We start from the raw sequence: 24647 nt of genomic DNA, 5'->3' as shown, positions 1-24647 counted from the left end.
CAGCCTCACACGATCTGCATGCTGTGCGAGATGTTTTTCACGATCATGTAGTTGTCGAGCCCCTCGATGCCACCCTCGCGGCCGTAGCCGCTCGACTTGACGCCGCCGAACGGGGTTTCCGGCAAAGAGGCCTCTAGCGTGTTGAACGAGACGTTGCCGGCCTCGATCTCGTCTGTCATCCGGTCGATATAGTCGGCGCGGTTGGTGAAACCATAGGCGGCCAACCCGAAGGGCGTGGAGTTTGCCTTGGCGATCGCCTCGTCCAGCGACGAGACCGGATTGATCACGGCAAGTGGGCCGAAGGGCTCCTCCTGCATCACGCGGGCGTCGTCGGGAACGTTGACCAGCACGGTGGGTTCGAAGAAATAACCCTTGTTGCCGATCCGCGCGCCGCCGGTCCGCACTTCGGCGCCCTTTTCGCGAGCATCCTCGACCAGCGCGGCCAGCGCCGGCACGCGGCGCTCATTGGCAAGCGGCCCCATCTCGACGCCCGCATCCGTGCCGTTGCCAACCACCGTTGCGGCGGCACGCTTGACGAACGTGTCGGCATAGTGCTCGAAGATGCTGTCATGCACGAAGAAGCGGGTGGGCGAGGTGCAGACCTGCCCGGCGTTGCGGTACTTGCGTACGGCGCTGCTGATCGCGGCGCGTTCCACGTCGGTATCCTCGCAGACGATCACCGGCGCATGGCCGCCCAGTTCCATCAGCACGCGGGTCATGTTTTCCGAGGCCAGCGTTGTCAGATGGCGCCCCACGGCGGTCGAACCGGTGAAGGCCACGAGCCGCACCGGGTCCTGCCGGATCAGGTGATCGGAAATCATCGCCGGCGTGCCGAAAACGAGGTTCAGCACCCCCGGCGGCAGGCCCGCGTCGTGGAAGGCGCGGGCGATATGCAGGGCCCCGGCCGGCGTTTCTTCGGCCGCCTTGAGAATGATCGAACAGCCCGTAGCAAGCGCGCCGGCGACCTTGCGGCAGGGCTGGCTCATCGGGAAGTTCCAGGGCGAGAGGCCAAGTACCACGCCGATCGGCTGGTGATGCACGACGTAGCGCACGCCTTGTGCGGAGGGGATGACCCGGCCATAGGTGCGCACCGCCTCGCCCGCGTCCCATTCGATGAACTCGCAGCCCCGGATCACTTCGAGCCGCGCCTGGGTCAGCGGCTTGCCATGTTCGGCGGTGATCGCCCGGGCGATCTCCTCCTGCCGGTCGCGCAGGATGGCGGCGGCTTTCAGCATGACGTCGGCCCGGTCGCGCGGCGCGGTCGCACGCCAGATCCGGAAGCCTACCTCGGCGGCGGACAAGGCATCGTCGAGATCGGAGGTTTCAGCATGCGGCAGGCGGCCGATTTCGACTTCGGTGGCTGGGTTGACGACGGGAAGGTGTTCGCGCGTGTCGCGCCATTCGCCCGCGATATAGAGTTTCAGGTCCGGATAGGAGGTCATATCAGTCTCGCTTGCCAATGAATGTCGAGGCCAATGACACAAGCTGGCAGGCTTTCGTTCAAGGGAATTGGCGAAATACAGATATCGGCTTGTCTTATACCAGCCTCGTTGCGGGCCGTCAGTGTTCCGAGGCGGTCAAACGCAGATGGTGAAGAAGCGCCATTCCCGCCGGCGACAGGCTGTCTTCGCCGCGGTGCGAGACCCCGACCGGGCCGGCGCCGAATGGCACGGTCCAATCGATCTGCGCCAGCAGGCCGGCCTTCACATCGAGTGCCGCGACATCGGCGGGCATGAGCCCGAGAATCTGGTTTTTCCGCAACAAGGCGCGATTTGCCAGAAACGAGACGGATTCTATGACCAATTTAGGCACGAACTGGCCTTGACGAATGAAGAACTGGTCGATCTGCCGCCGCAGCGTGGTTTCGACAGGGGGCAGGACCCAGCCATACTCGCTCAACCGCTCGAACGTGACCGCCGACTTGCCAACGAGGGGATGATCGGGCCCGGCCACCATGACAATCCGTTCATCGAAGAACTTCTCCTGTACGATCGTCGAGCGGTGGCGATAGACTGGCAATCGGCCGACGACCATGTCGATTTCGCCAGACATCAGCGACGGCATCAGCATTTCATTGGTCCCTTCGACAAGCCTGATTGCGACGTTGGGCCGCTCGGCCAACAGCCGTTCGACGGCGGAGGGCAATAGCGAAGGTGAGGCCGCGAGCAAGGTGCCGATCACAACCCGTCCGCTGCTGCCTTCATTCAGGTCATCGAGCTCCTGTGCCGCGTTGGAAACCTGCGCGAAGATCAGCTTGCCATGGCGGATCAGCGCCTCTCCGAACACGGTCGGGACCACACCGCGATTGGTGCGGGTGAACAGCTCGACCTCGAAATCCAGTTCCAGATCCTGGATCATCTTGGTGGCCGCCGGCTGGGAAATGCCCAGATCCTGCGCGGCACTTCTGATATTGCCGTGTCGGCCGACCGCCACCAAAAGCCGCAACTGCCGCAGTTTGAGCCGGGTCAGGGCACGGTCGACGATGCGGGAATGGCGCGAGACCATGATTTCTCCTCAGATGGTAATCACTTCACGCTGACGTTCGATGGCGGCGATCACACTCATCGCTGCCAGCGCGGAGCTGCGCGGATTGTCAGGCAGTGTGCGTCCTTCGATGCGGAATGAAAACCGCCCGAAGGCGCCAGCAGCATGGATTTCATGGATGTTTTCGGTGAGTCCGGGGTCGGCGACCAGACGCACCCGCGTCGCCTCGAACCCGGCCCCCGCCAGAGCCACCGCAGCGGCAACATTGGCATTCTTGGGATATTGGACGGCAGCCTCGCGCGCGTTACCGGCAAAATGCTCCGACACGGTGACTAGCCTGTCGAGGTCCAGTACCTCCTCGGCCGGCGAGCCTTGCCAGCCTGCCGGCGGTTTGCGCCCGACATAGGTGACCTCATCGAGCCCGCCGACCCGAGCCGCTGCCAGGCAGTCGAGGGCGCCAATCGCGCCGCTTGCGAGGTGAAGCCGTGCGCCGCCGCGCCGGGCCGCCTCTTCCAGGGTGTTCTGCAACGTGCGATCGGCCAGCGCCCCGAGCGACACGCTGACCAGGTCGATCCCCTGCGACAGGATAGCCGACCCATGGGTCGACAGCCCGGAATGCCCTGCGCAATCCACCATCAGGTCGAGCCCGTCCGGCAGAAGGTGCGCCGCGGTCACCTGCGGCACATCCGCATCTGGCCCCTGCAAGGCCCGCGGTGTCCGCAGCAGGAACACGGCCGGCGTGATGCCCCGTGCCGCAAGCTGTGCCGATACGTATTCGGCTATGGCGCCGTGCCCGATCAGGCCAATCTTCATGTCCGTCTCCTTTTCCCGGCCATCCTTCCATCTCCAAAGGGCCATCAAAAGGAAATCCTTCGCCATCTGATATACATTTTTTTGATACCAAATTCTACGCTCGGAATTTGGCATGGCGGCAACTTCCTGACTGTATGCCCCCATATCCGCCCCTGCTGTCCCGGCAGGTCCGGCGCCCGAGAACCCGAACAGGAAGGCAGCTGTCATGAATTACGCCAAGCACGAAGCCAAGGCCCATGCGCGCGAGACGATGCGCGGCATTTGGGCGGCCGCGCTCAACCCCTTCGACGCAGATCTGCAACTCGATGAGGCTGCGCTGCGCCGCAATATCCGCCACTGGATCGACGATCTCGGCATCCAGGGGCTGTTCATCGCCGGCAAACAGGGCGAATTCTGGTCGATGTCGCTGGAAGAGCGCAAGCGCAACATGACCCTTGCCGCCGAGGAATGCGCGGGCCAGGCCGGTACCATCATGTCGATCTCGGATCAGAACGTGGACACGGTGCTGGAGCTTGGCCGCCACGCCCAGGACTGCGGCGCCGACTACGTCGTGGTCCATGCGCCGATGCTCAGCTTCTGCTCCGACCGCGACGAGGTGCTTTACAACTACTACAAGCATCTCTGCGACCGGCTCGACATCGGCATCGCGATGTGGAGCCATCCCGACAGCGGCTATCTGATGGAGCCGGAAACCTGTGCGCGCATTGCCGACTTGCCCAACATCATGGCAATTAAATATTCGGTCCCCCGCGAAATGTACGCGCGGCTGACCAGGATGGTCGGCGACAAGATCCTTGTCTCGACCTCGTCCGAGGACGAGTGGCTGGACAATATCGAGGAGCTGGGTTGGCAGCTATATCTCTGCTCCTCGCCGCCCTACCAGCTTCAGACCGCCAACGACCGCCGGATGCACGAATATACCGAATTGGCCTTCGCCGGAAAATTCGATCAGGCACGGCGGGTCCGCGACAGCCTCAACCCGGTGCGCGAGGCGATCCGCAAGACCAAACCGGGCGGCAAACCCACGGCTCACGGCAAATATTGGCAGGACCTCCTGGGCCAGACCGGCGGGCGTGTGCGCCATCCGATGCTGGAGCTGACCGAGGCCGAGAAAGCCGCGACCAGCGCCGCCTTCGAGGATTGCGGCCTGCAACTCTGATCCCGGCAATGCAGGGAGGCGCGTGATGACCGGTGAGGTTTACGCGCTGCTGGCAGCGGCGGCCTACGGGGTTGCCGGCGTCACCATCGTCAGGAGCAAGGCCAGCGCGCGCGGCGATAACGGCGTCTTCCTGTCGGTTGTCGCCACCGCCGCGCTGACATGGGCGCTCTGGTTCGGTTGGGGCGAGGTTCCCGCGCGAACTCTGCTGGCTCCGGAGAGCCGGCAGGCGCTTGTCATTTTCGCCCTGGCCGGCCTGTTCTCGACGGTGCTGGGCCGCGTGACCATGTATCGCGCGACCGAGCGCATCGGGGCCGTCCGAGCCAGCCTGCTGCGTCGCCTGACGCCGGTATTCGCGCTGCTCTGCGCCCTTGTGCTGCTGGCAGAGGTGCCGGATGCCAGGACGATCATTGGCGGCGCAATCATCCTGGCGGGTGTCATGTGCTACTGGCAGAGACCACGGCGCAGGACCGGCCCCGGCTTCGATCCCGGGCTGCTGCTGGGGATCGGGTCGGCCTTCTTCTATGCGCTGGCCTATACGATGCGCAGTCTCGGTCTCGATACACTGCCCGACGCGGCGTTCGGCACATTCATCGGTGCGCTGGTCGGAAGCCTGTGGTTTTTCGGCGCCGCGGTGGTCCGGCGCGGCCCCCGTGCAGGGGTTGGGCATCTCTTGCGCGATCACGGGCGCTGGCACTGTGCCACGGCCCTGGCGCTCAGCGTCGGGCAGACCCTGCAGTTCTTCGCCCTGAAATCGGCGCCTGTCAGCATCGTCGCCGTGCTCGGCACGCTGGAAGTCTTCTTTTCCGCGGGGCTGGTCATGGTTTTCGCCCATTCGGAGCCGATCCCGCGGAAACGGCTTGCCCTCGCGGCCACCACCGCGGCGGCCGGTACCGCGATCCTGTTCGCCTGAGCCCTGCTATCAGCAATAATTATACCCATTTCCGCTGATGCTCATTTTTTTATTGAAAGCTCTGCCATACCCTTGGCCATGAAAGAGAGACATGACCCGCAACGACCAGAACGCCGTATCAACCCAGAGGAGGCCACCATGGCAGACCATCCGACGCTGAAACCGTTCAACTTCCAGAAATGGGTGGCGGACAATGCCGACAAGCTCAAGCCGCCGGTCGGCAACCAGCTCCTGCACAAGGAGGGCGACATGATCGTCATGGTCGTCGGCGGACCGAACACGCGAGTCGATTTCCACGATGATCCGGTGGAGGAGTGGTTCTTTCAGCTCAAGGGCGACATGATGCTCAAGATCGCCGATGGCGGCAAGATTTATGACGTGAAGATCCGCGAAGGCGAGGTTTTCCTGCTGCCGCCGCACACCCGCCACGCCCCGCAGCGCCCACAGGAAAACTCGCTCGGCATCGTGGTCGAGGCGCCGCGCCAGCCCGGCATGACGGAAGGCTTCGAGTGGTATTGCTTCAACTGCGAGGGCCTGGTGCACCGCGAGGAGGTCACACTCGACAGCCCCGAGGGGATCGTCACCGCGCTGCCCAAGATCTACGAGGCTTTCCACAACAGCACCGAGGCCCGCACTTGCCCCAATTGCGGGACCGTGCATCCGGGCAAAGGCAAGCCGCCGGAAGGCTGGGTTCAGCTCTGAACCGGCGCATACCGGAAATCACGATCAGATAGGGGGGAGAATTCCATGATCAGAACACTTGCCATCACTCTTGCCTTCGCTGCTGCAGGCGCTGCAGCCACAGCACAACCGATCTCAATCGGAACCAATCCGCAAGGATCGCTTGCCTACGCAGCGGGTTCGGTCATCGCCGATGTCGTCGGCGATGCGCTCGGCGAGACCTTCACGGTGGTTCCCCTCGGCGGGCCGACCGCTTTGATTCCGGCGATGAATGATGGCGAGTTCGAGTTCTCCTTCGCCAACATTACTGCCGCAGCCGACGCATTGGAAGGCCGCGGCGCATTCGACGGCCGGGCGCAGCCGGATACACGGATTGCCGCCGCGCTCTACCCGCTGCGTCTTGGCATCATCGTGCGGGACGATTCCGGGATCGAGAGCCTCGCCGATCTGCGCGGCCGGCGCATTGCCGCAGAATTTTCGTCGCAGCGCAACCTCGCGCATTACGTGACCACCCTGCTTGGCATGGCGGGAATGACCTATGACGACGTATCGCCGGTGCCGGTGCAGAGCGGCGCGCAGTCGCTCGACGACCTGATTGACGGCCAGCTCGACGCCACCATCTTTTCTGTCGGTTCCGGGATCGTTCAACGGGCGGATGCAAGCGTCGGTATTCGCATCCTGTCGCTGCCTGCAGACGATGACGCGCTGGCCGCACTGGCCGCCAGCCACGGCGGCGCGACCATCGAAGCGTTGCCTGACGGTCATGCGGCCGGCATCGAGGGGGAAACCAACGTGATCTCGGCACCGATGGTGCTGATCACTTCGGCAACCACACCGGATGAAACGGTCGTGCGGGTCATCCAGGCGATTTCCGAAAACCTGCCCTCGCTGGTCAAGGGCCAGTCGAATTTTGCCGGCATGTCGGTCGAAGGCATGGCCGACAGCACTCTGCCGGTTCCCTACCACGCCGCGGCCCAGGCCTATTACGCCGAGGCCGGTCTCTGGAATTGATCAGCCGAAAACAATCCATCGCGCGGTCTGTCCCCGGGGACGGCCGCGCTTTCGATGAAAGGGCGGGGAATGACACGCGCGACACTGGTTCGTATTCTTGGCACCGTGATGGTTGCGGCTGCCGTGCTTTGGGCACTGAACGTGCCGCGGATGCTGGGCTTCAACCTCTACAAGGGCCAGTTCCTTTATTTTCTTGTGGCGCTCTCGGCGGTGGTGATCTTCATCCGTGAACCGTTTCACCGGGCCCGCCCCCGGCTTTCCATGGCCATCGACATCCCGCTGTGCGGCTTGGGCACGCTGGCCGCGCTCTATACCGTCGTCCGCTTTCCCCAGCTTCTCGACGATGCCAGTTTCCGGGACTATTCGTCCTTCGGATTGATGATTGCGGTAATCCTGATCGTGCTGCTGATCGAGGGCGTGCGGCGTACCGCGGGGCTGGCGCTGGCGATCATCGCCCTTGCCGCAATTCTGATCGCGGTGTTCGCGCAGTACCTGCCCGGCGTCCTGACAGGTCGTCCCTTCCGCCCGGAGGCCTTTCTCTATTCGATGGCCTTCCAGGACGGCAACATCCTCGGCGCGCCGCTGTCGATCGTCGGCACCGTGGTGATTGCCTTCGTGCTGATGGGCTCGGTCCTGCAGGCTGCGGGCGGTGGAGATTTCTTTTCAAACCTCGCCGGGGCGATGATGGGATCGTCACGCGGCGGGTCGGCCAAGATCGCGGTCACGGCCTCGGGATTCTTCGGGGCCATTTCGGGATCGGCGGTGTCCAATGTCGTCTCGACCGGGATGATCACCATTCCGCTGATGAAAAAGGCCGGCTACAAGAATGACACCGCCGCCGGGCTCGAAGCCGTCGCCTCGACAGGCGGGCAGTTGGTGCCGCCGGTCATGGGGGCCGCCGCCTTCCTGATGGCGGTTGTCGCCGAGGTCGAATATTCAGCCGTCGTTCTGGCCTCGGTCATTCCTGCAGTGCTCTACTACGTCGGCCTGTTTCTGCAGATCGACCTGATCGCGGCGCGCGACGGGATCAGGGGCGAGCGCAACGAAGGTCAAACGGTCCGCGGCGAGTTGCGGCACGGCTGGGTTTTCGTGCTGCCATTCGTGGTTCTGATCTACGGCCTGTTTGCACTGGTCTGGCGTCCCGAATATGCGGCGCTGGCATCCACGGCAGCGATGATCGTGGCGTTGATGATCTTCGGACACCACGGCAAGAGGCCTACGATCAAGACCTTTTCCGAAGCCATGGCCGGAACCGCCGATGCATCGGTCTCAATCATTTTTATTGCGGCAGTCGCGGGGATCGTCATTGGCGCACTGAATTCGTCAGGGGTGCTCTTCAATATTTCCGAGGCCATCGTCGATATTGGCGGACGCAACCTGCCGCTCCTGCTGCTGCTGTCCGCCATGATCTGCATCGTGCTGGGCATGGGTATGCCGACCGTTGGCGTCTATGCGCTCCTGTCCACGCTCATTGCCGTACCGCTTGTCGATGTCGGCATCGACAAGATCGCCGCCCATCTCTTCGTGCTCTATCTGGGCATGATGTCAATGATGACGCCGCCTGTTGCAATTGCGGCCTTCGCGGCAGCAGCCATAGCCGGATCAGGGCCGATGCGCACGGGATTCAAGGCCATGCGTCTGGGCTGGTCAGCCTATGTCATCCCCTTCGTCTTCGTGCTTGACCCGGCCCTGATCATGAACGGCACCCCGCTGGAAATCCTCGAGGCACTGCTTCGCGCCAGCCTCGGCATCTGGCTCATTACCGCGGTGATCGTGGGATACTTCTCGGCACGTCTTCAGGGCGCGCGGCGCATCGGGTATGCCCTTCTTGGAATGGTGCTACTGGTTCCCGGTCATTATGTGCCCGGAGGCACGATCCCCGCGCTGATGCTGCTGGCGCTCGGAAGTGCAGTCATCGCCTATGAATTCATCGTCGTCCGCAAGGCGGAGACGCAACGCAGGATACAGCCATGAGCCGCAAGCCGAATTTCATACTTTTCATCACCGACCAGTTGCGTGCAGATTTCTTGGGGTGCTACGGCCATCCGGTCGTGCGTAGCCCGAACATCGATGCTCTGGCCAGCCGCGGCCTTGCTTTCGACCGGTTCTATGTCAGCAGCCCGGTTTGTATGCCCAACCGCGCCAGCCTTATGACCGGGCGGTGGCCGTCGGTCAGCGGCGTCCGCGCCAATGGCATCCCGTTGTCCCAGGACCGGGTCACATTCGTCGAGCTGCTTCGGGCCGCAGGCTACCGCACGGCGCTCTGCGGCAAGAGCCATCTGCAGAATTTCACCGGCCGCCCGCCGGTGTTTCCGGAGACCGGCAGCGACACGGGCACGCCCCCGCCGCGGGAACTATCCGCAGCCATCCGGGGGACGCTCGACGACCCCGCGCACGGCCAGGAGGATCCGGCCCACTGGCAGGAGCCCGATGCGCGCGTCCAAACGCCGTTCTACGGGTTCGATCACGTCGATCTGGTCACGAGCCACGGCGACGATCTGGGTGGTGACTATCGACGGTGGTTGCTGGAACGTGATCCTGACGCCCTGACCAGGATCGGGGCGGCCAACCAGTTGCCGCATGACTATTCCTGCCCTCAAGCGGTTCGCACGGCGATCCCGGAAGAGCTCTACTCGACCAGCTACATCGCCGAATGCGCGGATGCTTGCATCGAGGAGAATGCCGGCGACGACCCGTTCTTCCTGATGGTCTCGTTCCCCGACCCGCATCACCCGTTCAATCCGCCGGGTCGCTATTGGGACATGTATGATCCCGACGACATGGCGATCCCGGCCGCCTTTACGCGCAACGACTGGGTGCCGCCACCACATGTGCAGGGACGGTTGGATGCGCGGGACACCGGCAAGGCCAATTTGGCCGGCATGGACACGATCGGCTGTTCCGCCCGCGAGGCGCAAGAAGCGCAGGCACTGACCTGCGGTATGATCACCATGATCGACGACGCCATAGGCCGGATCTGCCAGACCCTGAAAGCCAGCGGCTGCGACGAGGATACGGTGATCCTGTTCACCTCGGACCATGGCGAGAACCTGGGCGATCATCGTCTGCTTCTGAAGGGGGCCGAATGCTACGAGCAAGTGACCCGCGTTCCATTTATTTGGTCTGATCCCAAGCTGGAGGAAGCAAAAACGGGAAAGCGGACCGAACGGATCGCCCAGACCCATGATATCGGCGCAGCAATCCTGGCACGTGCCGGGCTGGCCCCCTTCGAAGGCTTTCAGGGAGCGGACTTCATCGACGGGCCGGGCCGTGACGCGGCGTTGATTCAGTATGAACACCAACGTCTTCATCCCGGCCTCGGCGTGCCGCCGCGCGTGCATTCGCTGCGCACGGACCGCTATCGGATCTCGGTCATTGAGGGGGTCGACTGGGGTGAGCTTTATGATCTCGAGACCGACCCCGGAGAATTCGACAACCTTTGGGACGAGCCCGATGCCGCCGATATTCGTCATGCCCTGACCGAACAGCTTCTGCGGGCCGAGATCGGGGCAATCGACCGGGTGCCGGTTCCGATCCGTCAGGCCTGAGGCAAAGCGGGAAGCAATGGGAACCGCTCATGCCGGTGCTACAGAAGTATGCCCGCCGCACCGCCCGGAAAGCAGACGCTAGAATAGGGGAGGCGCAGGCGACCAATCTGTTCTCGGGAACCAAGTTGTCTCCTGCCTTTGCTCTTCACGAACGCTACACCGCGAGGATAACCGATGTTCGACATCACATACTCACGAGAAGTGCAGGCGGCGAGAGCCAGCGGGGCGCCTATTGTCGCGCTTGAAAGCACGATCATCACGCACGGTATGCCCTATCCGCAGAACCTCGAGGTCGCGGCGCAGGTCGAGCAGGATATCCGCGATGCCGGCGCGACACCGGCCACGATCGCGATATTGAGCGGCGTTCTCCACATCGGACTGGAGGAAGATCAACTTGCAACGCTTGGCACGGAGCAGGACGTGGCAAAGGTCTCCCGCGCGGACATACCGGTCTGTATCGCAAACGGCGGCATGGGTGCGACGACAGTTGCGGCAACCATGATCGCCGCGCGCATTGCCGGCATCGAGGTCTTTGCCACCGGCGGGATCGGAGGCGTACACAAGGGGGCCGAATCAACATTCGACATTTCCGCCGACCTGCTGGAACTTGCACAAACTCCCGTCACCGTCGTTGCGGCGGGTGCCAAAGCCATTCTCGATCTACCCAAGACACTGGAAGTTCTGGAGACTCACGGAGTGCCGGTGATCGCATACGGGCAGGACAGCTTTCCCGCCTTCTGGTCATCACAGTCTGAGTTGACAGCACCGCTTCGCATGGACCAAGCCGCCCAGATTGCGCGCGCTCACGTGATGCGCGGCACCATGGGGTTGCCAGGCGGCCAACTGGTTGCCAATCCGATTCCCGCCGCAGATCAAATCGCCGCAACCGAGCTGTCACCGATCATCGCGCAGGCCCAGGCCAATGCCGAGGAAAGGGGCATCACCGGAAAGGAGGTTACACCTTATATGCTGTCCCGAATTTTCGAACTCACGGAAGGGCGCTCCCTGACAGCAAATATTGCGCTGGTCCGCAACAATGCGCGTCTGGCTGCGGAAATCGCCCGGGAATTGTGCGGTTTCAGGAGGTAGAAGCCTTCGGCCGCCCTTCGCGCTGTCAGGCTTCTTCGAATATTTCCAGCACACAGATATTGGGTTTGACAGACCGCATTGTCCCTGACCGGGCAAGACTACGCGGATTCAGATATTCTGGCGGCCATGATCATGTTGGGCAGTGAGCGATCCGACCATCTTCGGAGAGCCTCCCGCAAACACACAAACGAACCGGATATGGCACGGAGCCGGTATAACGAATTACGATAACAACTTCTCCTGAAGCCAGCTTGTTGAGAGAGGAGAAGTAAGCTGATCTATCATCGGAAAATGAACATCGAGATACGCGTTCCAGGATCGTGTTGCCTGGAGATGCACACATCAGGGAGACCAGAATGAATACCTTGCTTTCCAGATTGAACGGCTGCGCCGTGGCCGTGGCCGTGAGCGTCGCGGCAACTGTTGCGGCGGCTGATGACTTCAGGCTTGGCTTGCTCACGCCCCCGCCGCATATCTGGACCAAGGCCGCCGAAGCTTTTGCCGCCGAACTGGCGGAAGAAAGCGGTGGGGCGCACAACGTCACCGTCTTCCCAGCAAGCCAGCTCGGCAACGAAGCGGAGATGCTCCAGCAACTTCAGACCGGCGCGCTCGACATGGCGTTCATGACCGTCGCCGAGGTCTCGAACAGGGCTCCCGATTTCGGAGCGTTCTACGCGCCCTACCTGGCCCGGGACGTGGCCCATGCCGGACGCATCCTGCGCAGCGATACGGCGCAGGCCCTGCTGGAGCAGCTTCCGGCAAAGGCCGGCGTCGTCGGTACCGGTTTCGGCATGGCCGGCTTGCGCCAGATGGTCAGCCGTGGAGAAGTGAATTCAGCCGAGGATCTCGCCGGACGAAAAATCCGGATCACGCCGTTCGCACCGATCCTCGATTTCTACAACGCGATCGGCGCCGCCCCGACACCGATGCCGCTGCCCGATGTCTATGACGCGCTGGCCAACGGCCAGGTCGATGCCATCGACATGGATGCTGAACTGATCTGGGTGCTGAAATACTACGAGCATGCGGACACGATCCTGCAGTCGAACCACATGATGTTCCCGATGGTCGGCCTGATCTCGGGTCGGGTCTGGGCGAGACTTTCGGAGGAAGATCGCGCCATGGTCGGTGATCTCATGGCCCGGCACGTGGACAGTACCATCGACACCTATGTCGAGGCCGAGCCGGGCTGGCTGGACGACCTGAAGGGCGTCGGCAAGACCTACAAGGTCATCGGCGAGGACTTCTTCGCGGATGCGGTCGAGAAATGGAACGAGATCTGGTCGAAGAAGTCCGCCGCTCTTGCTGGTCTGCGGAGCGTGTCACAGGAAACCGCGAACTGACGTTCCGGCCAACGGGCGAGAGCACGGAACCTGCGTGCTCTGGCATCAAGGGAGAACCCGATGCTTGGGAAACTGTCCGCCGCATGGGCGCGCATGGAGCTTGTAGCCGCGGCCGTTCTGGCCGTCGCCGTCACGGGTCTCATCCTGTTGAATGTCGTCACGCGCAGCCTTGGCGCCGCACTGTTCTGGACCGATGAACTGGCCATCTATGCAATGGTCTGGATGACGTTCCTGGGGGCTTCGGCCGCCGTGCATCACGGCAGTGCCGTCGCCGTCACGATCCTTACCGATGCGCTGCCGCCGGCCCTGCAGAAGGTGAGCGCCCGCCTGGTCGATCTGATCGTACTTGTATTTGCACTGCTGATGGTCTGGTTCTGTTGGCTGTGGTTCGCGCCGCACATGCTGCTGCGGGCCGGCTTCGACACCGAGGTATTCCAGGGCGAGACGTTTAATTTCATCTATTCGGAGCAGACCACCACACTCGGGATCCGCAAAGTGTGGGTCTGGATCGTGGTCTGGCTGTTTTCAGCCGGCATGACACTGCATGGTGTGGCGAACCTGTTCCGGCCCGCCATCCGGCCGAATATGGGAGAAATCGAATGACGCCCGTTCTGTTCATCCTGCTGCTGATGCTTTCGGTGCCGGTTGCACTGGTGCTCGCATTGACCGCAATCGGGTATGTATGGGCCAGCGGCAACACGGTTCTCTACGAGAGTTTCGCACAGAAGATGTTTGCCGGGATCGAAAACTACGGCCTGCTGGCGATACCGCTCTTCATGCTGACCGGCGAATTGATGAACGAGGGCGGCATGACGCGCCGCCTGATCAATGCCGCCCGGGTCTTTGTCGGCGGGTTTCGCGGCGGGCTGGCCTATATCAACCTGCTGGCGAACATGTTCATGGCGGCCATCATCGGCTCGGCCACCGCCCAAATCGCGGTCATGGCGCAGGCATTGGTGCCCGAGATGGAAAAGGAAGGCTATGACCGCGGCTTTGCGGCGGCGACCACCGCCGCCGGCGGCCTGCTGGCGCCGATCATCCCGCCGTCGATGATGTTCGTCATCTTCGGAGTGCTGGCACAGATTCCGATCGGAGACATGTTTCTCGCCGGCATTTTGCCGGGACTGATCCTGGCCGGCACCGTCGTGTTCATCATCACCTTGGTCGGTTTTCGCCATGGCTTTCCGAAAGGCGCTTGGTTCACCCTGCCCGAGGCGCTCTCGGCCCTGCTCTACTGCACCCCGGCCACGCTCATACCGATCGCAATCATCGGCGGCATCCTGCTCGGCATCGCGACTCCGACCGAATCCGCCGCCGTCGCATCCCTGATCGCGTTCCTCGTGGGCTGGCTCGTCTACCGGGAACTGAAACCGTCGGCACTGTTTGCCGTATTCAGGCGCACGGCGGTCAACGCCTCGATGATCGTCTTCATGATCGCCACCGCGAACGTGTTCGGCTGGGTGATCATCTACGAGGCTCTGCCGCAGAAACTGGCAGCCTATGTCACCTCGGTGACCAGCGATCCGTTCCTGTTCCTGCTGATCGTTAACCTGATCCTGCTGTTTGTCGGGATGCTGATCGACGGCATCGCCGCACTGATCCTGCTGACGCCGATCCTGCTTCCCATCGCCATGGCCAACTACGGCATCAGCCCATTCCAGTTCGGTGTTGTCATGTGCCTCAATCTTGTGCTCGGTCTGCTGACGCCACCTGTGGGTGTCGGCCTTTATATCGCGTCGGCGATGAGCAAGACCAACCCCGGGCAAATCCTGAGGTCGCTGTGGCCGTTCCTCCTTGCCGTTGCGGCGGTCCTCATACTTCTCAGCAGGTTTCCGTACCTCTCGACGGCGTTGATCTGAGCCGCGGACGCCGGCTGATCGGGTATCCGCGCAATCTGGCAGCGGCTGATCAAAGGAAATTGTGCGCGCAGCCCGATCCCGACATGGAGCACCCGGTCATCTGCTGAGGACTGGAGGATTTCCCGCCGCGATCCCGTGCCGTTCAGGCCTTCGGAATGCCGCCGGTCAGGACCGTGGCAAAATCGGCGGCACCGATATTGCCGCCGGAAACCAGGCAGACGATGTCACCGGACAGGTCCTGCCGGTCGAAGGCGGCCGCCAGTGCCGCCGCACCGGCCCCCTCTGCCACCACCTTGGCCTTGGAGAAAAGCAGACGCATTGCCTCGCACACCTGCTCCGGTGGGACCGCGATCGCACCCTCGATCAGCCCGCTTGCCACCGGCCAGAGCTGCGGCACCACCGACGGGCCGCCGATGCTCTTGATGAAGGATGGACGGGTCTCGACCTGCACGACAGCGCCGGCGGCAAGCGCGGCTCCGACAGGGGCGGCGCTGGTATCCTCCACGGCAAAAACCCGCGTTTCGGGCCGCAGGGACTTTGCGGCACTCGCGACGCCCGTGGTCATGCTGCCACCGCCGAATGGGATCAGGATCGTGCCAACTCCGGGCAGAGCCTCGACGATCTCCATGCCGATGGTACCGTTGCCGGCCAGCACTGCGGGATCGGTCACGGGGTTGATGAACAGCTCCGGCCCCTCGGGCCGCGCGGCCTCGACGATGTAGCTCCACCAGGTCGCCCGGCTGACGAACCGGACCTCGCCGCCAAGGGCGCGGACACCGTCGACCTTGGCGGCGGGCGCATCGCGATACATGTAGGCGGCCATCGGCACCCCGACGGCCCGCGCCGCCCAGGCCATGGCATAGGCCATGTTGCCAGAACTGGGGACGGCGACGCCATGGCGCAGTTCCGCGCGGTCACGCGACAGGATCGCATTCAGTGCCGGACGGAACTTGAATGCACCGATCGGGGTCAACGTCTCAAGCTTTAGAAAAAGCCTGCGATTCGTCGAGCCGATATCCAGCCGGAACAGCGGCGTCGGATCAAGAAAGGGTGCAAGCCGCGCCCGGGCCTCGGCAATCTCGGTCAATGTCGGGCGGCAGGGGACGGTCATCGGGTTTCGCTTCCTGTTTTCCTCGAATGGTTTTCAGACTCCGGCCGGGGCAGACGCAGCCTGCGGATCGGTGCCGGTAAGGTCAGTTCGAACGGGCGCGGTGCTGCCGCAGGGTCGACCGCAGATTTATCGCAAGAACCCCTATGATCGCCAGCACCAGCACAGCCGAGATCGGACGGTCGATGAAATCGAGCGGCGACTGGACCCGGGCCATGGCGCTGCGGAACTTCGCCTCCATGATCCCGCCGAGAACCATGCCGAGGATGATCGGTACGATCGGCACGTTCAGCCGTTTGAGGATCGCGCCGAACAGACCGAATCCGGTGGCGATCAGACAATCGGTGATCGAGTTGCGCAACGAATAGACCCCCACGAACGAGAACATCAGCACCAGAATACCGATGATCCGGTTCGGGATACTGATCACACGAACCAGGGTCTTTGTGGAGATCAGCAGGAATGCCAACGCGAAAATATTCAGCACCAGCAGTGCGATATAGAGCGCGATCACGAAGTCCATCTGCCCAGTCAAAAGCTGCGGACCCGGCACCACGTTGTGCACATAAAACACCGCTAGCATCATTGCGGTCAGCGCCTCGCCCGGCACACCGAGCGCCAGCAACGGGATGAGTGCCGCCGCTGGAACGGAATTGTTCGCCGCCTCCGAGGCGATCAGCCCCTCGGGCGAACCGTCGCCGAACTGCTCGGGCGTCCTGGAGGTCCGCTGGGCGTATGAATAGGCCAGGAACTGCGACACGAACTCGCCGACACCCGGGATGATACCAATGCCGACACCAAAAACCGACGACACGCCGGCGACACGCTTGTGCTTCCAGACCTCGCGCATCGCGCTGAAGACGCTGCCGCGGACCTTCTGGGGCTCGACATGGTCATCCGAGCCGGACAGCAGCAGAAAGGCCTGGCTGAGCGCGAAAATACCCAGTACGACAACGACGAGGTTGACCCCGGAACTGAGCCAGGACTGGCCGAACGTGAACCGCTGCGTATAGTTGATCGGTTCCAGACCGATGGTGTTCAGCAGGATTCCGAAACAGGCCATCATTCCGGCCGCGAAGACCTGGCCGCGATGCGACAGGATCACCAGGATGACACCGAACAGCGCGGCAAGGAAGATCTCGCGCGAACCGAACATCGGCGCCACCTTCGTCAGCACCGGCATCAGCACGACAAGGCAGACGATGGAAACCATCGCGCCAAAGAACGATGCCGAATACGCCAGACCGAGCGCCCGCTGAGCCTGGCCCTTTCGCGTCATCGGATAACCGTCATAGGTGGTCAGCGCGTTGACGGCGGTTCCGGGGGTGTTCATCAGGATCGCCGGGATTGCGCCGCCATACATCGACGAACCGTAAATCCCCAGCAAGAGCGAAAGCCCGACCAATGGATCGAAAATGAAGGTGGTCGGCAGCAGGATAGCAATCGCGACGGCCGGCCCTACTCCAGGGATCGCGCCGATAACAACACCGCCGATCGAGCCGACAAACAGGGCGACCAGCACGGCCGGCTGCAGCAGGAGTCCGATGGCGGGCAGCAGATGTTCCACGGTTTTCTCCTAGAAATACACGATGAAGATGTTGCGCAATCCGGATGGCAGAAGCTCATACAATGCCCCGCCTGGCACATTCACGCGCAGCCCGACCTTGAACAGCACGACGATGCCGATGCCGGTCAGGGCGGCGATGAGTATCATCCGCGCGCTGCGATACCCGCAGCGCCAGAACAGCGCGACCGCGAACAACACGCTCGTTGGCAGATAACCCAGTTGTGGCACCAGCAGCACAAAGCCCAGGAACCATCCGGCATATTCCAAGAACCCGAGCCAGACCCGCAATTCCGCCAACCGCCCCGGAATGCGCGGCGACAAAACCGAGCTGAGCAGGTTCAAGGCTGCGAACGCTGTCATGCCAAATACCCCGATCGCGGGCCAGAGCGTTGGCTGCGCAGACCACGCGGTCCCCTCGGCCGGCGTGGTCTGTGACGGAAAGCTCGCGAGCAGGAAGAGTGAGAATGCAAGCATCGCCGCGGCGAAGATGAAATCCCCCCGGCGCCGCTCGCGGCGGAAGAACTTCAGGAAGCCGGTTGTGTTCGGGGTCATGCTTGCTTTCTCCTCCCGAGGGCCGCGTTACTGCAGAAGCTCGTTGATCGTGTCGAGCGCCGCCTTGTCCGAGGCGATCTGAGCCTGGGCTTCCGCATCGGTCTTCCAGCGGATCAGCGCGCCGGTCTGCGCGGCGATCTCCTGCATGCGCTCGGATTCGACCGCTCTCTGCGCCACCTCTGTGATCTTGTCGCGGATCTCCTGCGGCGTATCCTTGTGCACGAAAAGACCGTTCCACAACGACAGGTTCAGGTTGGGCACCAGTTCGGCGACCGCCGGAGCATCGGGGGCGACGGGCAGCCGGGTGTCGCCGAAGGCCGCCAGCATCTTCACATCATCGATACACGGCAGGATCGTCTGCACCGTCACCGTCATCACGTCGACATCGCCGGAGGCCAGGGTGTTGCAGTCGAGCGCGTCGAAGGCGGCGTTCGAGGCGAATTCGATACCTGCCGTCTTGGCGAGGGCGAATGTTGCCCGCGTGGGCAGGAGCTTGGCGCCGAAATGCCCGAACACGACGGGATTGTCTTGCGAATAGGCGGCCAGCCCGTCAATCGAGTCAAAGGGCAGGTCACCGCGTGCGGCGATCACGAAAGGATAGGTCAGATAGATCCCCAGCGGCTCGAACGGGTCGGGATTGAGTTCGGGAATGCCGATCTGGTCGCCGAAGGCCGGTATCGCGTTGACCAGCGCGCCGACCGTGTAGCCGTCGGCCGGCTGTTGTGCGACATAGACTGCGCCGGGGAACGGACCACCGCCGCCGCCGGGCTTGTTGAGGACCGCCGAGGCCACGCCATAGGTTGCCTGGAACTCGTCCGCGATGATCCGGGTGGTGATGTCGGCCAGATCTCCCGGCGGCCAGGGCACGACGAACGACACCGGTTTTTCCGGATATTCCGCCTGTGCCGCAAGCGGCGCCAGCAGCGCGGTGGCGGCACTCGCCGCGATAGCAAGAGATTTCAGTTTCATGGGTCCTCCCAAAGTTGCGAGATGGGTGATGATCCGTTCAGGATCGTCCTTTCGGCGCATTCCTTGCGCATTCGACATCGGCTTCGTCCCAGAAGCCGATCCAGATACCTTCGTCCTTCTCGATCTCGGTCAGCCGGTCGACGCGGTCATCGGTGATCGTCGTGCGCGTGCGCAACTGCTCCATCCAGCGGAACAGCCGCTGCCCGAGTCGCTCGCGCACCGGGGCGAGCGCAGGATAATCGCCGAGATCGGTGAATTCCCGCGGATCGGCCTCGAGGTCGAACAGCATCGGCCGGTGGCCGGGGACATGGATCAGCTTGTAACGGCCGTCGAAGACCATGACCGCCCGGCAGTCGGCAATGTCGCTGCCAAGAAGCGCGCGCGCCTCGCGGAAGGCGAAATCGTATTCCGACACCGAGGCGTCACGCGGCCATTCCGTCGACCCGTACAGGAGCGGCAGCAGCGAGTGGCCTTCGAGGATGTGACCGGGAACAATACCACCCACCGCCTCGATGAAGGTGGGCACCAGGTCGATCGCCTCGACCAGGTCGGAATTGACCTGCCCCCGGGTCGCATCCGCGCGCGGGTCGGGATCGACCACGATCAGCGGAATACGCACCGATTGCTCGTGGAACAGCTCCTTCTCCCCCAGCCAGTGGTCGCCCAGATAGTCGCCATGATCCGAGGTGAAGACGATCAGCGTATCGTCGAGCCGGCCTGCGGCCTCGAGGTGGCGCATCAATTCGCCGATCTGGTCGTCGATCTGGGTGATCAGCCCCATATAGACCGGGATCACCGTTTGGCGCACCTCGTCGCGGGACATGCATTTCGAAGTGCGGTGCGCCTGATAGGCCGCCAACAGCGGATGCGGATCCGCCCGCTCACGCTCGTCGCGGATTGCCGGCGGTACATCATCGGCGGAATACATGTCGTGATAGGGCGCGGGTGCGATATAGGGCCAATGCGGCTTGATGTAGCTCAGATGCAGACACCACGGCGCATTTCCGGCGCTGTCGATGAACTCGATGGCGCGCCGGGTGGTATAGTTGGTCTCTGAATCCTCAAGCCGCACGCGCGCGGGCAAACCCGCGTTTTTCATCAGCCAGCCCGACAGGATGTTGCCATCCGCATCCTCGCCCGAGTTGGCCCAGTCCTGCCACGGATTCTCGCCGTCGTAACCTTCGGCGGCCAGGTGATCGTTGTAATGCGACGGCACCTTGCCGCCAGTCGGATGCACCCCGTCGAGCCGATCCCAGACCTCGAAGCCGCATTCCGACAGCAACGCGCCGATCCCGTCCTCTTTCGACAGTCCCAGTCGCTGCATCCCCTCGATGTCGGCGGTCATGTGGGTCTTGCCGCACAGCACTGTGCGCCGGCCGAGCGGACGCAGGTATTCGCCCAGCGTCCGCTCGCCCACCTTCAGCGGTACCATGTTCCAGGTTGAGCCGTGGCTCCTGACATAGCGTCCGGTGTAGAAGCTCATCCGGCTGGGCCCGCAGATCGGCGACTGCACATAGGCCCGGTCGAAGCGAACCCCGCGCGCGGCCAGCGCGTCGATATTGGGCGTGCGGATCGATGGGTGCCCGGCGCAGCCCAGGTAATCCCATCTGAGCTGGTCGCACATGATGAACAGGATGTTTCGCGCCGTCATGTCACGAGAGACCGTTTCTGGAAGCGCTCCTCCTTCCACAGTTCCTCCTTGAGGATGCGTTCCAGCCGGTCGACAGCACCCAGGATGTCGGCCTCACCGATGAAAAGCGGCGTGATGCCAAAGCGCATGACATCGGGGGCGCGAAAATCGCCGATCACATTGTCGGCAATCAGCGCCTGCATGCAGGCATAGCCATGCTCGAAGGCAAAGGAGACATGGCTGCCGCGTGTCTGCGCGTCGCGCGGGCTGATCAGGTGCAGGCCGGGGCAACGGGCCTCGACCTCACGGATGAACAGCTCCGATAATTCCACCGATTTCCGGTGCAGCGCGTCCATGTCCACCTGGTCCCAGATGTCGAGCGCCGCCGACAGAAGCGCGAACGAGGCGATCGACGGTGTGCCGATCCGCATCCGCTCGATCCGGCCCGGCATCGGGCGATAATCGGTGTCGAAGGCAAAGGGCGCCTCGTGCCCATACCAGCCGGACAGGAACGGCTCGACCGTCTCCAGCAGCCGCGGCGCGACATGGATGAAGGCTGGTGCGCCCGGTCCGCCATTGAGGTACTTGTAGGTGCAGCCGATGGCGAAATCCGTGTCCAGCCCGCCGACATCGACCGGCACAGCGCCGGCCGAATGCGCCAGATCCCAGACCACCACCGCGCCCGCCGCATGGGCCTTGTCGATGACCGCCTTCATGTCGTGCCGGCGGCCGGTGCGGTAATCGACCTCGGTAATCATTACCACGCCGACCTCTTCGGTGATGCCGTCCAGCACCGCCTCGGGGTCCGGGATGCGCAGCTCGTAGCCGGCATCCTTCAGCTTCATCAACCCCTCGACCATGTAGAGATCAGTCGGGAAATTGCCATTGTCCGACAGGATCACCTTGCGGTCGGGCACCATCGCCATGCCGGCGGCGACCGCCTGGAAAACCTTGATCGACAGCGTGTCGCCGACAACCGTCGTGCCTGCCGGGGCACCGATCAGCCGCCCGACCCGGTCGCCAAGCGTGTTGGTCTGCATGAACCAGTCCTTGGTATTCCAGCCCTTGATCAGTTCGGTGCGCCATTCGTCATTGAGAAAGCTGGTCATCGCTCCCACCGAGTCGCGCGGCATCGGGCCCAGCGAATTGCCGTTCAGATAGATCATCCCCTCGGGCAGGTCGAACTGGCTGCGTGTCTGTGAAAAATCGGTCAATGTCCGCTCCTCTCTTGGCAATGTCGCTCCAAGTCTCTTACAAGGCGGCACCCGGCGGTCCGCGATGATCGGCACCTCGGTCGGCGTTTGCCCCCGGCCCGCCCGAACCTGGGCGCAGTGCTCTGCCGGCAATCGCAAACGTACAGGCAACCGTTCCGGGGCGACCGATTCAATTCCTATCCCCTTGCTAGCTGAGGCGACATGACGGCAGAACAGTTCATCCCCGAACTGGGTATTCGAAATGCCGATAGCGGCCTGCACCAGATGCGCATCTCACTGCGATACATACGGAGGCCCCGGTCTTCCTGACATACGGATTCACGAACAGATCCGCATGCCGGTCTTCAGAAAGAAACCTGCCGGTGAGGCACCGGAGATCTTCCTCATTCCGCCTGGCGCAAGGCAGGGTCATGCGCAGCATGATCCCGAGAGGAGGACCTGGTTCGGGCGATCTACCCGCGGACCTCTCAGCAGGTAAGGATAGGTCTTGCACCCCTTTGCCAGTCTGCTGGTATTAGGCTTCTGGTAGATCGGCATGAGCCCCATAGGGCGCATCAGCCGTCGGATACGCTTCTCGTTCACCCGCGCGGCGTCTGGCGCAGTCGCACCTGCCAACGAGATGCCGGAGCAGCAACCCGGCGAATGATGGAGCCGCTTATTCGCCGTCCGGATCAATGCTGAGATAGACCGACGCCTCGAGTGATTGGCGCCGGTCCCGGCTGGGGGCGACGACACGACCATCCCACAGGCGGAAGCTGATCGGATTGCCGCCGTTGCGGCACGCTCGACCTTCGCGGGACGCGGTGGAGAAGGTGTACTCGAACACGGCCGCAAAGGCCTGCGGGCCCGCGGCGTGGTCGGCGTAATCGTCGCGCAAGGCTGTCAATTGGAGATCCTTCCGAAGATCGAAGGCCTTGGTGAGCGCGAGGCTTCCGATGATGCTCTGCGTCGCCGCCTGATCCACATGCTGGCGGTTGTCCACGATCTGCGCATCGATGCAGGATCGCTGGCCCAGCTAGGATGGCAGAAGGACACCATACTGGAATTGTTGATCCGGCTTTTTTGCGCCCGCCTGATGGAAGCGGTGCGAATGGGATTGCCGCGCCGTTATCTGGATCATGCGGACGACCTACCTGCGCTCCGCGGCAGGCTCGATGTCACCCGCCAGTTTTCTCGCCATGCGGTCGCGCCGCAGAGGCTGGCCTGTCGATACGATGAACTGTCTTCTGATATACCGCTCAACCAGGTGATGCGCGCCGCCGTGACGCGCTTGCAGCACGTGGCGCAGGCGCCCGACAACCAGCGTATCCTACGCGAGCTTGGCTTTGCCTATGCCGATGTGAGCGAGGTTTCCGTCCCTGCGTTGCGATGGGACCAGATCACTCTGGATCGCACAAATCAGCGGTGGAGTGAGCTTCTTTCGTTCGCCCGGCTACTCCTCACAGACCGGCATCAGCGAACCACTGCTGGAGCTATTGATGGTCATGCGCTCTTGTTCGAGATGAATGCCTTGTTCGAACAATATGTTGCCAGACTGGTCACCCGCGCCCTCGCAGACAGCGGTTACCGTGTCGCAGCTCAAGGCGGTCATCGAGATTGCCTATTCGAAGGTGGTACAGGTCGGTTTCGGACCAAACCGGATCTCATCATCCGGCAGGGCGATCGAACCGTACTCGTCATCGACACGAAATGGAAAAGGATGGCGCCGCGCATCGACGATCCGAAGCAAGGCGTCAGTCAGGCCGATGTGTATCAATTGATGGCATACGGCCAACTCTATCGGTGCCCGAACGTCATGTTGCTCTATCCACACCACGGCGACCTGCCACCCGATCCGATCCGCACGCGCTACGCGATTGCAAGCGAAGGCGCGGAGGACAGCCTCCTAGTAGCTACGATGGACGTCACTGGCTCGTCGCAAACGCATGCAGAGGCGCTTAAACACTTGATCCAAGGAGCACTTCGGGAACACGAACTCGCGTAGTGTTTTGAGATCAGTCGTATCATGCCGATGACGGAACGATTACCAGCGCCGCGGGATCTTTCTTCGAGTCTATCTGTCACCTGGATATCTCCCCAGCCAACACCGCTCGCCCGTGCACTGCCAACGTCGCTGAAAACCTCTGGCACCCAAACTTGCGGATCACATCGAGTACCCGCGCTTCGTAGGCAGCGTGTCCGATCAGGCGACACAAGTCGGACGCGTGGAACTGGCGGTTCGCAGTTGGTGCGGCTTGCATCTGTCTCAGCAATTCGCGCTCTTTGGGATCCGTTATTGGTCTCGCGGGCGGCTTGACCACGGGACGAGTTGGAGTTCCCAACGAATTTCGCCATCGGCGCATGAAGCCAAGCAGGAAGCCGGCCGGCACCCTGCCGTTGCCTCGGGACCGGTTGAAGGCGAGGAAGCGATCCCAAATGACCTGGGTGTCGATGTTCCAGCAGGGTAACGTGGCCTTCGCGGCTTTGATGAGCTCTGCCCAACTGGTCTGAAAGACGTTCGAACTCTCGGTGATTTCGATCAGCCCTGAGAAGATAGTTTTGTTATTATTTTCTCTAGATAGTGATGTGTCGCCTTCACCTGACACGAGATCATGGGTTTCACTCTCCTCGTCAAAGGCGGAAAACCGAAAGATCCAGGGCGCGAACTTGCCATTCGGCTTCGCCCGCTCGAGCTGCAACTCCGACGTCTCAAGTTCGCTCAAAAGAACCG

The 24647-nt window shown here is 62.6% G+C and carries 22 protein-coding genes and 1 pseudogene; 11 read left to right on the top strand and 12 right to left on the bottom strand.

All coding sequences use genetic code 11. The annotated features are described in order from the left end of the window. Nucleotides 1–5: 5 nt before the first annotated feature. The 3 genes from MRY75_RS17305 to MRY75_RS17295 form a co-directional block, all read right to left on the bottom strand. Nucleotides 6–1442: an NAD-dependent succinate-semialdehyde dehydrogenase gene (locus MRY75_RS17305; RefSeq protein ID WP_292309251.1), complete on the bottom strand. Its 1437-nt coding sequence runs from the start codon at nucleotides 1440–1442 to the stop codon at nucleotides 6–8. Nucleotides 1443–1560: 118 nt separating this feature from the next. After that, complete coding sequence (locus MRY75_RS17300; protein ID WP_292309250.1) at nucleotides 1561–2505, bottom strand: LysR substrate-binding domain-containing protein; 945 nt, start codon at nucleotides 2503–2505, stop codon at nucleotides 1561–1563. 9 nt (nucleotides 2506–2514) lie between these two features. After that, nucleotides 2515–3297, bottom strand: a complete 783-nt coding sequence (locus tag MRY75_RS17295; RefSeq protein WP_292309249.1) for an aspartate dehydrogenase — start codon at nucleotides 3295–3297, stop codon at nucleotides 2515–2517. 205 nt (nucleotides 3298–3502) lie between these two features. Between MRY75_RS17295 and MRY75_RS17290 the strand changes: the two genes are divergently transcribed. From MRY75_RS17290 to MRY75_RS17245, 10 genes are all read left to right on the top strand, one after another. After that, nucleotides 3503–4456: a dihydrodipicolinate synthase family protein gene (locus MRY75_RS17290; protein ID WP_292309248.1), complete on the top strand. Its 954-nt coding sequence runs from the start codon at nucleotides 3503–3505 to the stop codon at nucleotides 4454–4456. A 25-nt stretch (nucleotides 4457–4481) separates the two neighbouring features. Continuing rightward, nucleotides 4482–5366: a DMT family transporter gene (locus tag MRY75_RS17285; RefSeq protein WP_292309247.1), complete on the top strand. Its 885-nt coding sequence runs from the start codon at nucleotides 4482–4484 to the stop codon at nucleotides 5364–5366. Nucleotides 5367–5504: 138 nt separating this feature from the next. Then, nucleotides 5505–6068, top strand: coding sequence for a 3-hydroxyanthranilate 3,4-dioxygenase (locus tag MRY75_RS17280; protein ID WP_292309268.1), 564 nt, complete (start codon nucleotides 5505–5507; stop codon nucleotides 6066–6068). Between the two features lie 45 nt (nucleotides 6069–6113). Beyond that, nucleotides 6114–7058, top strand: coding sequence for a TAXI family TRAP transporter solute-binding subunit (locus MRY75_RS17275; RefSeq protein WP_292309246.1), 945 nt, complete (start codon nucleotides 6114–6116; stop codon nucleotides 7056–7058). A 69-nt stretch (nucleotides 7059–7127) separates the two neighbouring features. Then, nucleotides 7128–9032: a TRAP transporter fused permease subunit gene (locus MRY75_RS17270; protein ID WP_292309245.1), complete on the top strand. Its 1905-nt coding sequence runs from the start codon at nucleotides 7128–7130 to the stop codon at nucleotides 9030–9032. After that, nucleotides 9029–10606, top strand: coding sequence for a sulfatase-like hydrolase/transferase (locus MRY75_RS17265; protein WP_292309244.1), 1578 nt, complete (start codon nucleotides 9029–9031; stop codon nucleotides 10604–10606). Before MRY75_RS17270 ends, MRY75_RS17265 begins: the two co-directional genes overlap by 4 nt. Before the next feature lie 174 nt (nucleotides 10607–10780). After that, nucleotides 10781–11695, top strand: a complete 915-nt coding sequence (locus tag MRY75_RS17260) for a pseudouridine-5'-phosphate glycosidase (RefSeq protein ID WP_292309243.1) — start codon at nucleotides 10781–10783, stop codon at nucleotides 11693–11695. Nucleotides 11696–12051: 356 nt separating this feature from the next. Continuing rightward, nucleotides 12052–13038 carry a TRAP transporter substrate-binding protein gene (locus MRY75_RS17255; RefSeq protein WP_292309242.1) on the top strand — a complete coding sequence of 329 codons (987 nt, stop codon included), beginning with the start codon at nucleotides 12052–12054 and terminating at the stop codon, nucleotides 13036–13038. Nucleotides 13039–13098: 60 nt separating this feature from the next. Beyond that, nucleotides 13099–13641, top strand: coding sequence for a TRAP transporter small permease (locus MRY75_RS17250; protein WP_292309241.1), 543 nt, complete (start codon nucleotides 13099–13101; stop codon nucleotides 13639–13641). Continuing rightward, complete coding sequence (locus MRY75_RS17245; protein ID WP_292309240.1) at nucleotides 13638–14897, top strand: TRAP transporter large permease; 1260 nt, start codon at nucleotides 13638–13640, stop codon at nucleotides 14895–14897. The genes MRY75_RS17250 and MRY75_RS17245 overlap by 4 nt, the downstream gene beginning before the upstream one ends. A 142-nt stretch (nucleotides 14898–15039) precedes the next feature. Here the strand turns inward: MRY75_RS17245 and MRY75_RS17240 are convergent, their stop codons facing one another. The 8 genes and pseudogenes from MRY75_RS17240 to MRY75_RS17205 form a co-directional block, all read right to left on the bottom strand. Next, entirely contained in the window at nucleotides 15040–16008 is a 969-nt protein-coding gene (locus MRY75_RS17240) for a pyridoxal-phosphate dependent enzyme (protein ID WP_292309239.1), read from the bottom strand. Between the two features lie 82 nt (nucleotides 16009–16090). Further along, nucleotides 16091–17572 (bottom strand): tripartite tricarboxylate transporter permease, encoded by a 1482-nt coding sequence (locus MRY75_RS17235; protein WP_292309238.1) that lies wholly within the window; start codon nucleotides 17570–17572, stop codon nucleotides 16091–16093. A 9-nt stretch (nucleotides 17573–17581) separates the two neighbouring features. Beyond that, nucleotides 17582–18124, bottom strand: a complete 543-nt coding sequence (locus tag MRY75_RS17230; protein WP_292309237.1) for a tripartite tricarboxylate transporter TctB family protein — start codon at nucleotides 18122–18124, stop codon at nucleotides 17582–17584. 27 nt (nucleotides 18125–18151) lie between these two features. After that, the gene (locus MRY75_RS17225) at nucleotides 18152–19093 is read right to left on the bottom strand and encodes a tripartite tricarboxylate transporter substrate binding protein (protein ID WP_292309236.1); all 942 of its coding nucleotides are present in this window, start codon (nucleotides 19091–19093) and stop codon (nucleotides 18152–18154) included. A gap of 37 nt (nucleotides 19094–19130) precedes the next feature. Continuing rightward, entirely contained in the window at nucleotides 19131–20744 is a 1614-nt protein-coding gene (locus MRY75_RS17220; RefSeq protein WP_292309235.1) for an alkaline phosphatase family protein, read from the bottom strand. Further along, nucleotides 20741–21937, bottom strand: coding sequence for a kynureninase (kynU, locus tag MRY75_RS17215; protein WP_292309234.1), 1197 nt, complete (start codon nucleotides 21935–21937; stop codon nucleotides 20741–20743). Before kynU ends, MRY75_RS17220 begins: the two co-directional genes overlap by 4 nt. A 435-nt stretch (nucleotides 21938–22372) precedes the next feature. Beyond that, nucleotides 22373–22510: pseudogene (locus MRY75_RS17210) on the bottom strand (IS3 family transposase); the annotation flags it as partial. Between the two features lie 82 nt (nucleotides 22511–22592). After that, a complete protein-coding gene (locus tag MRY75_RS17205) occupies nucleotides 22593–22919 on the bottom strand; it encodes a hypothetical protein (RefSeq protein ID WP_292309269.1) in 327 nt (108 codons plus the stop codon). Between MRY75_RS17205 and MRY75_RS17200 the strand changes: the two genes are divergently transcribed. Further along, entirely contained in the window at nucleotides 22824–23921 is a 1098-nt protein-coding gene (locus tag MRY75_RS17200) for a restriction endonuclease (protein ID WP_292309267.1), read from the top strand. The genes MRY75_RS17205 and MRY75_RS17200 overlap by 96 nt on opposite strands. A gap of 76 nt (nucleotides 23922–23997) precedes the next feature. Here the strand turns inward: MRY75_RS17200 and MRY75_RS17195 are convergent. Continuing rightward, nucleotides 23998–24647 (bottom strand): hypothetical protein (locus tag MRY75_RS17195; protein ID WP_292309233.1); only part of this gene is annotated, 650 nt, incomplete at its 5' end.

It is taken from the genome of Marivita sp., from assembly GCF_022763305.1.
GTDB lineage: Bacteria > Pseudomonadota > Alphaproteobacteria > Rhodobacterales > Rhodobacteraceae > Marivita.
The sequence above is the reverse complement of the archived record's forward strand: the minus strand, read 5'-3'. Positions and strand labels throughout refer to the sequence as shown.